This is a genomic window from Cryobacterium fucosi, from assembly GCF_004403515.1.
Classification (GTDB): Bacteria; Actinomycetota; Actinomycetes; order Actinomycetales; family Microbacteriaceae; genus Cryobacterium; species Cryobacterium fucosi.
Genome location: NZ_SOHH01000076.1, coordinates 1 through 14,421 on the forward strand (window position 1 = coordinate 1; position 14,421 = coordinate 14,421).

The window sequence follows — 14,421 nt, forward strand, 5'->3', positions numbered from 1 at the left end:
CAGACCACTGTCCGCGCCGCTGCCCGCGCCGGCATCCGCCTCGGTGAAGGCGGTGGTGGCACTGGGATCAGGGTTTCCTGCCATGCCCCCAGAATACCATAAATCGAACATGAATACGAGTATATCTCGAGTTTGTTCGGCGGAAAATAGCATTTAATGTTCGACGGGATCGATTCGGATGCGGTCACGTAGTCTGGTGGGCTGGCCGAAGCCGAGCGGGATGAGGTTGACCATGCAGAACCATTTGGATACCAATCGAGCCAACTGGGACGATCGAGCGTCGGCCCACGCCGCGCGAAACGGACTCGGCTACCAAGTGCAGCGATACGTTGACGATCCAGAGTTCCTGTCGGAGGTCGTGCGCTTCGACAGAGATCGGCTGGGGGACATCACCGGGCTGCGCACGGTTCACCTGCAGTGCCACATCGGAACCGACACACTCTCCCTGGCCCGGCTCGGTGCACGTGTCACCGGACTGGACTTCTCCCCGGCGGCTCTTGCGGAGGCGCGCGCCCTGGTCGCGGACACCGGCGACCAGGTCGACTTCGTCGAGTCCGATCTGTACTCGGCCCTGTCGGTGCTCGAGCCGGCGGGTTTCGACCTCGTCTACACGGGGATCGGGGCGCTTTGCTGGCTGCCCAGCATCGAACGCTGGGCGGCCGTCGTGGCCGGGCTGTTGGCACCGGGCGGGCGCCTCTTCATTCGCGAAGGCCATCCGATCCTGTGGACCATGGACGAGAGGCTTGCCGACGACCTGCACCTGCGTTTCCCGTACTTCGAGCAGGATGCGCCGCTGGAGTGGGACGACGATTCCAGCTATGTTGAGACCGACCGGCCGATCACCGCCACGAAGACCTTCGAGTGGAACCACGGTCTCGGTGAGATCGTGACCGCGCTCCTCGACGCGGGTCTGGCGCTCACGATGCTCATCGAACACGACAGCGTTCCCTGGGAGGCGCTCCCCGGACAGATGCTCCGGCGCGCAGACGGCGAGTATGCCCTCGATGCGCGAGCCGGCGTCGCGCCGCTGAGCTACACGATCCAGGCCGTGAAGCCGCTGCACTGAGGCATGGGGGTCTCGACAGGCTCGACCACCGGGTCTCGACAGGCTCGACCACCGGGTCTCGACAGGCTCGACCACCGGGTCTCGACAGGCTCGACCACCGGGCTCGACCCCGGTCACGGGCCGGTGGCCGCGGCGGCCCGTCGCACCGCCGCCACGCTGCTAGGCTGAACTCCGACAGACATCCTTTAACAGCCGTCCGGTGAGGCGGGGAAGGAGGTCCGGTTTATGGCACGCACCGTGCTGAACCAGGCTGACATTGCCCGAGCGTTGACTCGGATCTCCCACGAGATCCTCGAGTCCAATCGAGGACCCGACAAACTGGTGATCCTGGGCATCCCGACCAGGGGCGTCGTGCTCGCCCAGCGCATCGCCGACACCATCGCGCGGATCGAACCGGCGGCGACGGATGTGCGGGTCGGTTCCCTCGACGTGACCATGTACCGCGACGACCTGGCCCGCACCCGCACCCGGACGCCTTCCCGCACCCTGGTGCCCGGCAGCATCGACGGCGCCACGGTCGTGCTCGTCGACGATGTGCTCTACTCCGGCCGGACCATCCGCGCCGCCCTCGACGCGCTCGGCGACCACGGCCGCCCCACCATCGTGCGCCTGGCCGTGCTCGTCGACCGTGGTCACCGCGAACTGCCGATCCGCGCGGACTTCGTCGGCAAGAACCTGCCCAGCTCCACCGACGAGCGCATCAACCTGCACCTGCTCGAGGTCGACGGTGACGAATTCGTCAGCATCGACGGCGGCGGCGGCATTGACCACGACGGGGAGGACGCCCGATGAAGCACCTGCTCTCGACCAAGGGACTGGGCCGCGCCGAGGCGATCGGACTGCTCGACATCGCCGAGGACATGGCCGACGTCGCCAACCGTGAGGTCAAGAAGCTGCCGACGTTGCGCGGTAAGACCGTGGTGAACCTGTTCTTCGAGGATTCCACCCGCACCCGGATCTCCTTCGAGGCCGCCGCCAAGCGGCTCAGCGCCGACGTGATCAACTTCAGCGCGAAGGGATCGAGCGTGTCGAAGGGCGAGAGCCTCAAAGACACCGCGCAGACCCTGGCCGCGATGGGAGCGGACGGCGTCGTCATCCGTCACCCGGCCTCCGGCGCCCCCGAGGTGCTCGCCGCCAGCGGCTGGATCGATGCGGGCATCATCAACGCCGGCGACGGCACCCACGAACACCCCACCCAGGCGCTACTCGACGCGTTCACGATCCGCCGCCGACTGCACGGCACCGCCTCCCGAGGCACGGGGCTCGACGGGGTGAGGGTCACCATCGTCGGCGACGTGCTGCACTCCCGGGTTGCCCGCTCCAATCTGTGGCTGCTCACCACCCTCGGCGCGGAAGTGACCTTCGTCGCCCCGCCGACCCTGCTCCCGATGGACATGTCCGGCTGGCCGGCCGCCGTCGGGTTCGACCTGGACGCGGCGATCGCCGCGAAGCCCGACGTGATCATGATGCTGCGGATCCAGGCCGAACGGATGAACGCGGCCTTCTTCCCGAACAGCCGGGAGTACTCGCGCCGCTGGGGCCTCGACGACGTGCGATTCGCCCGGCTGGCTCCGGCTAGCATTGTCATGCACCCCGGCCCGATGAACCGCGGCCTCGAGATCTCGTCGGAGGCCGCCGATTCGGCGGCGTCGACCGTGCTCGAACAGGTTGCGAACGGGGTTTCCGTGCGGATGGCGGCGCTGTACCTGCTTATGTCCGGTGACCGGGAGGACTCCTAAATGCCCAGCGATCGCATCCCAGGCACGCCCTGGCTCATCCGCGGCGCCGCGCTCCCCGACGGGACCCGCGCCGACCTCGTCCTGGCCGAAGGGCGGATCGCCGAGATCGGCTCCGGCCTCTCCCGCGCCGGCGCGACCACGGTCGACGCCGACGGCCTGATCGTCCTGCCCGGTCTCGTCGACCTGCACACCCACCTGCGCGAGCCCGGCTACGAGCAGAGCGAAACCATCCTCACCGGAAGCCAGGCCGCCGCAGTCGGCGGCTTCACGAGCGTCTTCGCCATGGCGAACACCTCCCCGGTGCAGGACACCGCGGGGGTGGTCGAACAGGTCCTCGCACTCGGCGAGCAGGCCGGCTACGTCACCGTGCAGCCGATCGGCGCCGTGACCGTCGGCCTCGCGGGGGACAGGCTGGCCGAACTCGGCGCCATGGCGACGAGCCGGGCGCGCGTGCGGGTGTTCTCCGACGACGGGTTCTGCGTCTCCGACCCGCTCCTGATGAGGCGTGCCCTCGAATATGTCAAGGCGTTCGACGGTGTGATCGCGCAACACGCGCAGGAGCCGCGCCTCACCGAGAAGGCGCAGATGAACGAGGGCGCGCTGTCCAGTGAACTCGGCCTGACCGGCTGGCCCGCGGTGGCCGAGGAATCGATCATCGCCCGCGACGTGCTGCTCGCCGAGCACGTCGGCTCCCGCCTGCACGTGTGCCACGTCTCCACTGCCGGGTCCGTCGACGTCATCCGCTGGGCGAAGGCCCGCGGCATCAACGTGACCGCCGAGGCGACCCCGCACCACCTGCTGCTGACCGAGGACCTCGTCCGCGGCTACGACGCCCGGTTCAAGGTCAACCCGCCGCTCCGCCGCCGCGAAGACGTCGAGGCGTTGCGCGAGGGACTCGCCGACGGCACCATCGACATCGTCGCCACCGACCACGCCCCGCACCCGGTCGAGTCCAAGGACTGCGAATGGGATGCCGCGGCCAACGGCATGGTCGGCCTCGAATCCGCCCTGTCCGTTGTGCATGCGGCCATGGTGGAGAGTGGGATGCTCGGCTGGTCGGACATCGCCAGGGTGCTCTCCGCCGCGCCCGCCCGGATCGGCCGGGTCACCGGCCAGGGCCAGGGCATCGTCGTCGGCGGCCCCGCCGAGCTCACCCTCTACGACCCCGCCGCCAGCCGGGTCTTCGGCCGGGCCGACCTCGCCGGCAAGGGCGCCAACTCGCCCTACCTCAGCATGACGCTTCCCGGCCGGGTGCTCGCGACCTTCCACCGCGGTTACGCGACTGTGCTGGACGGCGCGTTGCGGCCGGCCGGCGAGATCAGGTCGGAACCGGAGGACAACCGTGGATAGGGCCATCCCCGCCGTGATCACGGCGCTCGTGATGCTGGGGCTGCTCGCCCTGATGATGCGCAGCTGGCGCGCCCGCGGACGCCGCGACGCCGCACTGCCGGCCGGCTACCCGCTGCCCGCGGAGACGACACCGGAGCTGGCCTCGGCGGCGGCGTTCTATGTGGCCACCACCAGGCGGGGGACACCGCTCGAACGCCTGAACATCCGCGGGCTCGGGTTCCGGGCCAGGGCCGCCGTCACCGTCACCGAGGCCGGCGTCTTCCTCTACCTCTCCGGCGAGGAAGCCGTGTTCATCCCGGCCGACGCCATCGAACTGCTCGAACCGGCCACCTGGACCATCGACCGGGCGGTCGAACCCGACGGCCTGCTCCTTCTCGGCTGGCGTCTGAACGCCCCGGCCGCCGAGACCGGGGAGATCGTCGACAGTTACTTCCGCATCATCGACCCCGCCGAACGCGTCACCGTGAACGACGCCATCCGAACCATTGCTGCCGGAGCCTTGAGCCCGGCCGAGCACGACGAAAGCGAGGCGTAGCATGAGCAACGCAGCGACCCAGGACCACCCGGACACCAGCAGGCCAAATACCCGCACAACGGATCCCGCAGTGCTCGTGCTCGAGGACGGCCGACGCTTCGTGGGCCGTGCATACGGCAGCCGCGGACGGACCCTCGGCGAGATCGTCTTCGCCACCGGGATGACCGGATACCAGGAGACCCTCACCGACCCGTCCTACGCGGGGCAGATCGTGCTGATGACGGCGCCGCACATCGGCAACACCGGCGCCAACGACGAGGACATGGAGTCCCGCCGGATCTGGGTGTCCGGTTTCATCGTGCGCGAACCCGCCAGGATCGCCTCGAACTTCCGGTCGACCCGGCGTCTCGACGACGACCTCGAAGACGGCGGCGTGGTCGGGATCAGCGGCATCGACACCCGGGCGATCACCCGGCACATCCGCTCGGCCGGCGCGATGCGCTCCGGCATCTTCTCCGGCGACGCCTTCGGGCTCTCCGACGGGGAGCAACTCGAGCTGGTGCGCTCCGGCCAGGCCATGCGCGGCCGCAACCTCTCCGACGAGGTGTCAACGGTCGAACCGTTCTCCGTGCCCGCGAAGGGGGAACGGATCGGATCGGTCGCCGTGCTCGACCTCGGCGTGAAGACCTCCACCCTGAACCACCTCGCCGAGCGCGGCTTCGACGTGCTCGTGCTGCCGCAGTCGGTGACCGCGGAGCACGTGCTCTCGCTGGGCCCGTCCGCCGTGTTCTTCTCCAACGGACCCGGCGACCCGGCCGCCTCCGACGCCCACGTGACCCTCCTCCAGGAGGTGCTGCGCGCCGGCGTGCCGTACTTCGGCATCTGCTTCGGAAACCAGCTCCTCGGGCGGGCCCTCGGTTTCCGCACCTACAAGCTGCCGTTCGGTCACCGCGGCATCAACCAGCCGGTGCTCGACAAGACCACGGGCCGGGTGGAGATCACCTCGCAGAACCACGGCTTCGCCGTTGACATGCCGATCGAGGGGATCAGCGACTCCCGCACCGGGTTCGGCCGGGTCGAAGTGAGCCACTACAGCCTCAACGACCAGGTGGTGGAGGGCATCCGCTGCCTCGATATCCCCGCGTTCTCGGTGCAGTACCACCCGGAGTCTGCGGCCGGCCCGCACGACGCAGAGTATCTTTTCGACAGGTTCAGGGACGTGGTGGTCGCCCATGGCGCGGCCGCCGGAGCAGGAGACGCCAAGTAATGCCCAAGCGCGACGACATCAACAGCGTCCTTGTCATCGGAAGCGGGCCGATCGTGATCGGCCAGGCCTGCGAGTTCGATTACTCCGGCACCCAGGCCTGCCGGGTGCTGCGGGCGGAGGGGGTCCGGGTGATCCTGGTCAATTCCAACCCCGCCACGATCATGACCGACCCCGACTTCGCCGACGCCACCTACATCGAACCGATCACCCCCGAGATCCTTGAGACGATCATCGCCAAGGAACGACCGGATGCGATCCTGCCGACCCTCGGCGGCCAGACCGCCCTCAACGCGGCCATCGCGCTGCATGAGCGCGGCATCCTCGAGAAGTACGACGTCGAGCTCATCGGAGCCTCCTTAGACGCCATCCAGAAGGGCGAGGACCGCCAGATCTTCAAACAGCTGGTGGAGGACCTCGGCGGCGGCGTCGCCCGCTCGCACATCGCCCACACGGTCGAGGAGGCCGTCCAGTTCGCCGACGACCTCGGCTACCCGCTCGTCGTGCGCCCCTCCTTCACCATGGGCGGGCTCGGCTCCGGATTCGCCTACACCCAGGAGGAGTTGCGCCGGATCGTCGGCGACGGCCTGCACCAGAGCCCGACGACCGAGGTGCTCCTCGAGGAGTCGATCCTCGGCTGGAAGGAATACGAGCTCGAGATGATGCGTGACACGGCCGACAACACGGTCGTCGTCTGCTCGATCGAGAACGTCGACCCGGTCGGGGTGCACACCGGCGACTCGATCACCGTCGCCCCCGCGCTGACCCTGACCGACCGCGAGTACCAGAAACTGCGCGACATCGGCATCGACATCATCCGCGCCGTCGGCGTCGACACCGGCGGCTGCAACATCCAGTTCGCGATCGACCCGGCCGACGGACGCATCATCGTGATCGAGATGAACCCGCGGGTGTCCCGGTCCTCGGCCCTGGCCAGCAAGGCCACCGGCTTCCCGATCGCGAAGATCGCCGCGAAGCTCGCCCTCGGCTACCGGCTCGACGAGATCCCCAACGACATCACCGGGGTCACCCCGGCCAGCTTCGAGCCCACCCTCGACTACGTCGTTGTTAAGGTTCCCCGGTTCGCGTTCGAGAAGTTCCCGGCCGCCGACCCTCGCCTCACCACCACCATGAAGTCGGTCGGCGAGGCCATGGCGATCGGCCGCAACTACGCCTCCGCACTGCAGAAGGCGCTCCGCTCGCTTGAGAAACGCGGCTCGTCGTTCCACTGGGGCACCGAAACCCGCAGCCTGGACGAGCTGCTCCTCGTCGCCGCCGTGCCGACCGACGGGCGCATCGTCACGGTGCAACAGGCGCTCCGCAAGGGCGCAACGACCCCGCAGGTCTTCGAGGCGACGAAGATCGACCCGTGGTTCATCGACCAGATCGTGCTGATCAACGAGATCGCCGACGAGATCACCGCGGCCGAACGCCTCGACACCGACATCCTCCGCACCGCGAAGGACCACGGTTTCTCCGACGCCCAGATCGGCGAGCTCCGCGGCTTCGGCGAGGCGGACGTGCGCAAGGTGCGCCACATCCTCGGCGTGCGGCCTGTATTCAAGACCGTCGACACCTGCGCCGGTGAATTCCCCGCGCTCACCCCGTACCACTACTCCAGCTATGACCAGGAGACCGAGGTCGTGCCCAGCGACCGCAGGAAGGTCGTCATCCTCGGCTCCGGCCCGAACCGGATCGGGCAGGGCGTCGAATTCGACTACTCCTGCGTGCACGCGTGCTTCGCGCTGTCGGAGGCCGGCTACGAGACCATCATGATCAACTGCAACCCGGAGACGGTCTCGACCGACTACGACACCTCCGACCGGCTCTACTTCGAGCCGCTCACCCTCGAGGACGTGCTCGAGGTGATCCACGCCGAAAGCCAGAGCGGCGAACTCGTCGGCGTGGTCGTGCAGCTCGGTGGCCAGACCGCGCTCGGTCTGGCCAAGGGCCTCGAGGCCGCCGGGATCCCCATCCTGGGCACCTCGCCGACCGCCATCGACCTCGCCGAGGAGCGCGGGCTGTTCTCCGGCATCCTCGACCAGGCCGGCCTGCTCGCACCGCGCAACGGCGTGGCCACCGACTTCGCCGGCGCCGTCGTCGTCGCGGAGGAGATCGGCTACCCGGTGCTCGTCCGGCCGAGCTACGTGCTCGGCGGGCGGGGCATGGAGATCATCTACGACAGCGCCTCACTGGCCGACTACTTCACCAGGATGGCCGGCCAGGGCATCGTCGGCCCGTCGCATCCGTTGCTCGTCGACCGGTTCCTCGACGACGCGATCGAAATCGACGTCGACGCCATCTACGACGGCACCGAGCTGTACATCGGCGGCGTGATGGAGCACATCGAGGAGGCCGGCATCCACTCCGGCGACTCCAGCTGCACCCTCCCGCCGGTGACCCTCGGCCGCGCCGAAATCGACCGCGTCCGCGAGGCCACGCTCGGCATCGCCAGGGGCATCGGCGTGCGCGGGCTGCTCAACGTGCAGTTCGCGATCGGCGCCGGAGTGCTCTACGTGCTCGAGGCCAACCCGCGCGCCTCCCGCACGGTGCCGTTCGTCGCCAAGGCGCTGGGCATCACCCTCGCCAAGGCCGCCTCGCTGATCATGGTCGGCAAGACCATCGCCGAACTCAAGGCCGAGGGCAAGCTGCCCCTCGTCGACGGTTCCCGGGTGCCGATGGAATCGCCCGTCGCCGTCAAGGAGGCCGTGCTCCCGTTCAACCGGTTCCGCACCCCCGCCGGCCTGGTCGTCGACTCCGTGCTCGGCCCCGAGATGCGCTCCACCGGCGAGGTCATGGGCATCGACAGGGACTTCCCCACGGCGTTCGCGAAGAGCCAGCTCGCCGCCTACGGCGGAATCCCGCTCAGCGGAACCGTCTTCGTCTCGGTCTCCGACCGGGACAAGCGGGCCATCATCCTGCCGATGCTGCGCATGCAGCAGCTCGGCTACGAGATCGCCGCGACGGAAGGCACCGCCGAGGTTCTCCAGCGCAACGGCATCCGCGCCCGGATCGTGACCAAGTTCAGCGAGAAGAGCGGGGCGGACGACGTGTCGATCGTCGAACTGATCCGCCGCGAAGAGGTGCAGATCGTCATCAACACCCCAGGTGGCCGCACCGCGCGCGCAGACGGCTACGAGATTCGCGCCGCGGCCGTCGCCGGCGACCTCCCGCTGTTCACGACCATCGCCGAGCTGAGCGCCGCCGTCGCGTCGATCGACGCCATCCGCGGTGGCTTCGAGGTGACCTCGCTGCAGGAGTACGCCATCACCCGAACGAACGCCCTGTGAGCCACGATTCGCCGGCCGCGGTTGCAGCGTCGTTCGGGGACCGCCTGGATGCGGTCTTCACGGCGCGCGGCCAGTTGTGCGTGGGGATCGACCCTCACGCGTGGCTCCTGACCGACTGGGGCCTGCCGGACTCCGCCTCGGGCGCCGAGTCGTTCGGGCGAACGGTGGTCGAGGCGTGCGCAGGGCAGGCGGGCATCGTCAAGCCGCAGGTCGCCTTCTACGAGCGCTTCGGCTCGGCCGGATATGCGGCGCTCGAGCGCGTGCTGGCGGATGCGCGCGCCGCTGGCCTGATCGTGATCGCCGACGTGAAGCGCGGCGACCTCGGCACCAGCGTCGAGGCCTACGGGCAGGCCTGGCTCGGCATCGGTTCCCCGCTCGAGGTGGATGCCATCACGGTGAACGCGTACATGGGCGTCGGCTCACTCGCCTCCGTCATCGCCCAGGCCGACCGGGACGGCAAGGGGCTCTTCCTGCTCGCCGCCACCTCGAACCCCGAGGCGGAGGCGATCCAGCAGGCGGTCGTGGCCGGCGGGGGACAGGTCGGCCTCATGGTGGCAGGGGCGATCTTCGAGGACGTCGCCGCACGGAATGCGCAGGACCCGACGCACGCGCTCGGGTCCCTCGGTGTCGTGCTCGGCGCCACCCTCGACCTGGCGGGATTCGGGGTTGACCTGGCCGTCGCACCGGCACGATCGCTCACTCCGATCCTGGCGCCCGGGTTCGGGCACCAGGGCGCGCGGGTATCCGATTTGAGGAACTTGTACGGGGGGTACGCTCAAAGCGTTATCGTGAGTGAATCGCGTAGCGTTCTTTCGGCCGGTCCCCGCCGAATTTCCGAGACGATAGCGCGCCGAGTACTTGAAGCTGGAGCGGCCCGTGGCTGAGAATCGCCCTACCCCACCCGACGTCGACCGGGTCGCGGCCTCGCGTGCCGCCGTGGCTGCCAGGCGTGCCCGCGCGGCGGTGAAAGACCAGATCGCGCACGGCACACGCTCGGCCCTCGAGGTGCTGTCCACCGCGATCGACAGCCCGGATGGCGTCGAGGGACGCCTTCGCGTGACCGAGTTCCTGGTCAGCATCCCGGCCATCGGCGTCACGAAGATGCGACGCGTCATGAGCCAGTTGGAGATCTCTCCGTCCAAGCGTCTCGGCGGTCTGGGAAAGCACCAGCGCGATCGACTCCGGGACTTCCTGTCGAGCCGGTCGAGCGCGAGGCGAGGCGCATCCGTCGCCCGTCTCGTCGTTCTCGCCGGTCCGACGGCGGTGGGCAAGGGAACGGTCGCCGGGTACATCCGCGAGCACTATCCCCAGGTGTTGCTGTCCGTCTCGGCCACCACCCGGGCGCCGCGGCCGGGGGAGACCGAGGGAGTGAGCTACTTCTTCGTCGACGACGCCGAATTCGACCGAATGGTCCAGGCAGGGGAACTCCTCGAATGGGCGGTCGTGCACAACGCGTACCGCTACGGCACCCCGCGCGGCCCCGTGGAAGCGGCTCTGGCCCGCGGTGACAGCGTGCTGTTGGAGATCGACATCCAGGGCGCTCGCGCCGTCAGACGTTCGATGCCGGATGCCAGGCTCGCCTTCCTTCTGCCGCCGACCTGGGACGAACTGGTGCGCCGGCTGATCGGCCGCGACACGGAAAGCTCGGCCGAGCAGGCCCGGCGTCTGGAGACCGCCAAGCTCGAATTGGCCGCGCAGGAGGAGTTCGATTACCGTGTCGTCAACCACGACGTGGCCGAGGCCGCCCGGGAGGTCGTAGACTTGATGAATCTGCGTCAGGCACCCCAGCTGCCTGATCGCCCGATTTTTTCGTGATTGAGACGCGCCGACACTCGCGCGTTCAGCCGATCCAGCGTCACCCGCACCACCGATACCCGCTGCGACACCACGTGCAGCACGAACCGCTCTGAAGGAGTGACACCAATGGCCAACAAGCCCACTGGCATCATTGACCCGCCCATCGACGACCTGCTGACCAAGGTCGACTCCAAGTACGCCCTCGTGGTTTTCGCGTCCAAGCGCGCTCGTCAGATCAACGACTACTACGCCGACCTGCACGAAGGCAGCCTGTTCGACAACGTCGGGCCGCTGGTCGACTCCACCGTCGACGACAAGCCGTTGTCGGTCGCGTTGCGCGAAATCAACGAAGACAAGCTCGTCTCCCGCCCCATCGCCCCGTAGTCGACCGGGCACACTCGAGCGCGCAGGATGTCGTCAGGTCGCACGATCGTCGTCGGGGTAACCGGCGGCATCGCCGCCTACAAGGCCGTCAACATCGTGCGCGCTTTTGTGTTGCGTGGGGACTCGGTTCACGTCGTCGCGACGCCGGCCGCGCTGCGCTTCATCGGCAAGCCCACCCTCGAGGCGATTTCCCGCAACCCCGTCCACACCGACCTCTATGAAGGGGTCGCGGAGGTGCGGCACGTGGCCATCGGCCAGTCGGCCGACCTGATCGTGGTCGCACCGGCCACCGCGAACACCATCGCCAAGCTCGCCTGCGGGCTGGCCGACGACCTGCTCGGGAACACCATCCTGGCCAGCACGGCGCCGCTGGTGATCGCGCCGGCGATGCACACCGAGATGTGGAACAACGCCGCCACCCGGGCGAATGTGGCGACCCTGCGCGAACGCGGCGTGGTCGTCGTCGGGCCGGGGACGGGCCGCCTCACCGGGGCCGACTCCGGGGCCGGCCGGATGGAAGAGCCGGACACGATCGTCGCCGCGGCCCTCGCGGCGCTGGCCGAGGCCGACCAGGGCGCCGCCGCGGCCGGCCCCGGCGACCTGGCCGGGAAACGGATCGTCATCTCGGCCGGGGGAACCCGGGAACCCCTCGATCCGGTGCGGTTCCTCGGCAACCGGTCAAGCGGCAAGCAGGGCGTCGCCCTGGCCGAGGCGGCGGCCGCCCGCGGGGCATCCGTCGTGCTCGTGGCCGCGAACCTGGAGGTTCCGGCGCCGAAGAACGTCGACGTGCGCCTGGCGAGCTCCGCGGCGGACCTCGAACGGGCCATGCTGCTGGCCGCGCCAGACGCGGACGTCATCATCATGGCGGCGGCCGTCGCCGACTACGGGCCGGCCGAGGTTCGCCCGGAGAAGATCAAGAAGGACGACACGGGCGACACCCTCGTGCTCACCCTCGTGCGCAACCCGGACATCCTCGCCGGACTGGCCGCAGCAAGGAAGCCCGGTCAGGTCGTCATCGGTTTCGCCGCCGAGACCGAGACCGACCCGGCACTGCTGCTCGAACTCGGCCGGGATAAGGCCGCCCGGAAGGGCTGCGACTTCCTGGTCCTCAACAGGGTGGGCTGGTCCGAGGGTTTCGCCTCCGAACGTAACGCGGTCACGGTGCTCGACAGCCACGGAGATATAGTGATTGAGGCCTCCGGAAGCAAGATGTCGGTGGCCGGGCGCATCCTTGACCTGTTGAGCTGATCACACTGCCCAGCCGATCACCGATGAGCCGGAACCAGCTCAGCTGAGACACCGTCGACGCCGAACGCGGGTCGTCCGGTTCCTCGCTGTCCGCGTCCACGGCAGCCGTTTTCCCCCACGTACACGAATCACCAACAGAGACGGGCCAGATGAGCGATCTACGCCTCTTCACCTCGGAGTCAGTCACCGAAGGCCACCCCGACAAGATCTGCGACCAGATCTCCGACAGCATCCTGGACGCGCTCCTGGCCGAGGACCCGCACAGCCGGGTCGCGGTGGAGACGCTCGTCACCACCGGCCTCGTGCACGTCGCCGGCGAGGTCAGCACCGAGGCCTACGTCGAGATCCCCTCGATCGTGCGCAAGTGCATCACCGACATCGGCTACGACTCGTCCGACGTCTGGTTCGACGGCCGGTCCTGCGGCGTGGAGATCTCCATCGGCGGCCAGTCGCCCGACATCGCCCAAGGCGTCGACAACGCCTTCGAGCGCCGCGAAGAATCGAGCATCGACGACTTCGACCGGCAGGGCGCCGGCGACCAGGGCATCATGTTCGGCTATGCCACCCGGGAGACCCCGGAGCTCATGCCGATCCCGATCTGGATCGCGCACCGCCTCGCCGAACGCCTCGCCGAGGTGCGCAAGTCGGGCGAGCTGGACTACCTCCGCCCCGACGGCAAGACCCAGGTCACCATCGGATACGACGGCATCATCCCGCGCACCGTCGAGACCGTCGTGCTCTCCACCCAGCACTCCAAGACCGTTTCCAACGAACAGCTCCGCGCGGAGGTCGAGGAACTCGTCATCCGCCCCGTGCTCGACCGGGTCGAACTCGACTCCTCCGAGCTGAAGACGCTGATCAACCCGACCGGGCGCTTCGAAATCGGTGGTCCGCAGGGCGACGCCGGCCTCACCGGGCGCAAGATCATCATCGACACCTACGGCGGGTCGAGCCGGCACGGCGGGGGAGCCTTCAGCGGCAAGGACCCATCGAAGGTCGACCGTTCCGCCGCATATGCCATGCGCTGGGTGGCCAAGAACGCCGTGGCCGCCGGCCTGGCAGAGCGCCTCGAGATCCAGGTCGCCTACGCGATCGGCAAGGCCTCCCCGGTGGGGCTGTACGTCGAAACGTTCGGCACCGGCACGCTCCCCGACCGGGAAATCACCGCAGCCATCCGGGAGGTCTTCGACCTGCGCCCGGCCGCGATCATCCATTCCCTCGACCTGCTGCGGCCCATCTACGCCAAGACGGCGACCTACGGCCACTTCGGCCGTGAGCTTCCCGACTTCACCTGGGAGAGGCTCGACCGGGTCGAGGAACTGAAGAGCGCCGCCGGGCTGTAGCGATGACCCGCACCGGCCTCGTGGCACGGGTGCTGATCGATTCGCCCCTCCCGCAGCTCGACCACCTCTTCGACTACCGCATCCCCGAGGAGCTCGTGACGCTCGCGTTCCCCGGGGTGCGGGTGCGTGTGCCGCTCAGGTCGGCCGGGCGGGTGGCCGACGGCTACCTGATCGAGGTCGTCGGCGCGTCCCCGGCCGCCGCTCGTCCGGGGACGGAGACGGCAGCCCTGGACGGGGTCGCGCCCGACTACCACGGCGCGCTCAGCCCGCTCGATTCGGTCGTGTCGGAGGCATCCGTGCTCACCGCCGAGGTCTGGAACCTGGCCAGGCGGGTCGCCGACCGCGCCGCCGGAAACGCCGGCGACATCATCCGGCTCGCCGTGCCGCCCCGACAGGTGCGGGTCGAGAAGGCCTGGCTGGCCGCCGAGGCTGCGCGGGCCGCGCCGGGCGCCGCCGACCCGGTGG

Annotated in this window: 13 protein-coding genes; all 13 read left to right on the plus strand. The window is 68.9% G+C overall.

The features are described from left to right. Nucleotides 1–232 precede the first annotated feature (232 nt). Nucleotides 233–1,066, plus strand: a complete 834-nt coding sequence (locus tag E3T48_RS11620; protein WP_134524224.1) for a class I SAM-dependent methyltransferase — start codon at nucleotides 233–235, stop codon at nucleotides 1,064–1,066. A gap of 225 nt (nucleotides 1,067–1,291) precedes the next feature. Further along, nucleotides 1,292–1,858, plus strand: a complete 567-nt coding sequence (gene pyrR, locus E3T48_RS11625; RefSeq protein WP_134524225.1) for a bifunctional pyr operon transcriptional regulator/uracil phosphoribosyltransferase PyrR — start codon at nucleotides 1,292–1,294, stop codon at nucleotides 1,856–1,858. Continuing rightward, on the plus strand, nucleotides 1,855–2,805 hold the full coding sequence (locus tag E3T48_RS11630) for an aspartate carbamoyltransferase catalytic subunit (protein ID WP_134524226.1): 951 nt from the start codon (nucleotides 1,855–1,857) through the stop codon (nucleotides 2,803–2,805). Before pyrR ends, E3T48_RS11630 begins: the two co-directional genes overlap by 4 nt. Then, on the plus strand, nucleotides 2,806–4,155 hold the full coding sequence (locus E3T48_RS11635; RefSeq protein WP_134524227.1) for a dihydroorotase: 1,350 nt from the start codon (nucleotides 2,806–2,808) through the stop codon (nucleotides 4,153–4,155). It abuts the gene before it with no gap. Then, on the plus strand, nucleotides 4,148–4,690 hold the full coding sequence (locus E3T48_RS11640; RefSeq protein WP_134524228.1) for a PH-like domain-containing protein: 543 nt from the start codon (nucleotides 4,148–4,150) through the stop codon (nucleotides 4,688–4,690). The genes E3T48_RS11635 and E3T48_RS11640 overlap by 8 nt, the downstream gene beginning before the upstream one ends. Before the next feature lies 1 nt (nucleotide 4,691). Next, nucleotides 4,692–5,897 carry a glutamine-hydrolyzing carbamoyl-phosphate synthase small subunit gene (carA, locus tag E3T48_RS11645; protein ID WP_166789717.1) on the plus strand — a complete coding sequence of 402 codons (1,206 nt, stop codon included), beginning with the start codon at nucleotides 4,692–4,694 and terminating at the stop codon, nucleotides 5,895–5,897. Then, complete coding sequence (gene carB / locus E3T48_RS11650; protein WP_134524229.1) at nucleotides 5,897–9,184, plus strand: carbamoyl-phosphate synthase large subunit; 3,288 nt, start codon at nucleotides 5,897–5,899, stop codon at nucleotides 9,182–9,184. The genes carA and carB overlap by 1 nt, the downstream gene beginning before the upstream one ends. Then, a complete protein-coding gene (pyrF, locus tag E3T48_RS11655; protein WP_174844158.1) occupies nucleotides 9,181–10,068 on the plus strand; it encodes an orotidine-5'-phosphate decarboxylase in 888 nt (295 codons plus the stop codon). The genes carB and pyrF overlap by 4 nt, the downstream gene beginning before the upstream one ends. Continuing rightward, on the plus strand, nucleotides 10,061–10,999 hold the full coding sequence (gene gmk, locus E3T48_RS11660; protein WP_134524230.1) for a guanylate kinase: 939 nt from the start codon (nucleotides 10,061–10,063) through the stop codon (nucleotides 10,997–10,999). Before pyrF ends, gmk begins: the two co-directional genes overlap by 8 nt. A 108-nt stretch (nucleotides 11,000–11,107) precedes the next feature. Continuing rightward, nucleotides 11,108–11,365, plus strand: coding sequence for a DNA-directed RNA polymerase subunit omega (gene rpoZ / locus E3T48_RS11665; protein WP_134524231.1), 258 nt, complete (start codon nucleotides 11,108–11,110; stop codon nucleotides 11,363–11,365). 27 nt (nucleotides 11,366–11,392) lie between these two features. Continuing rightward, nucleotides 11,393–12,613 (plus strand): bifunctional phosphopantothenoylcysteine decarboxylase/phosphopantothenate--cysteine ligase CoaBC, encoded by a 1,221-nt coding sequence (coaBC, locus tag E3T48_RS11670; protein ID WP_134524232.1) that lies wholly within the window; start codon nucleotides 11,393–11,395, stop codon nucleotides 12,611–12,613. 149 nt (nucleotides 12,614–12,762) lie between these two features. Next, complete coding sequence (gene metK / locus E3T48_RS11675) at nucleotides 12,763–13,956, plus strand: methionine adenosyltransferase (RefSeq protein ID WP_134524233.1); 1,194 nt, start codon at nucleotides 12,763–12,765, stop codon at nucleotides 13,954–13,956. A 2-nt stretch (nucleotides 13,957–13,958) separates the two neighbouring features. Further along, the coding region (locus E3T48_RS11680) for a primosomal protein N' family DNA-binding protein (protein ID WP_478213392.1) at nucleotides 13,959–14,421 on the plus strand (463 nt) is incomplete at its 3' end.

Coding starts and splice junctions, on each gene's coding strand:
- E3T48_RS11620 (WP_134524224.1), top strand. CDS start 233: ATGCAGAACCATTTGGATACCAATCGAGCCAACTGGGACGATCGAGCG.
- pyrR (WP_134524225.1), top strand. CDS start 1,292: ATGGCACGCACCGTGCTGAACCAGGCTGACATTGCCCGAGCGTTGACT.
- E3T48_RS11630 (WP_134524226.1), top strand. CDS start 1,855: ATGAAGCACCTGCTCTCGACCAAGGGACTGGGCCGCGCCGAGGCGATC.
- E3T48_RS11635 (WP_134524227.1), top strand. CDS start 2,806: ATGCCCAGCGATCGCATCCCAGGCACGCCCTGGCTCATCCGCGGCGCC.
- carA (WP_166789717.1), top strand. CDS start 4,692: ATGAGCAACGCAGCGACCCAGGACCACCCGGACACCAGCAGGCCAAAT.
- carB (WP_134524229.1), top strand. CDS start 5,897: ATGCCCAAGCGCGACGACATCAACAGCGTCCTTGTCATCGGAAGCGGG.
- rpoZ (WP_134524231.1), top strand. CDS start 11,108: ATGGCCAACAAGCCCACTGGCATCATTGACCCGCCCATCGACGACCTG.
- coaBC (WP_134524232.1), top strand. CDS start 11,393: ATGTCGTCAGGTCGCACGATCGTCGTCGGGGTAACCGGCGGCATCGCC.
- metK (WP_134524233.1), top strand. CDS start 12,763: ATGAGCGATCTACGCCTCTTCACCTCGGAGTCAGTCACCGAAGGCCAC.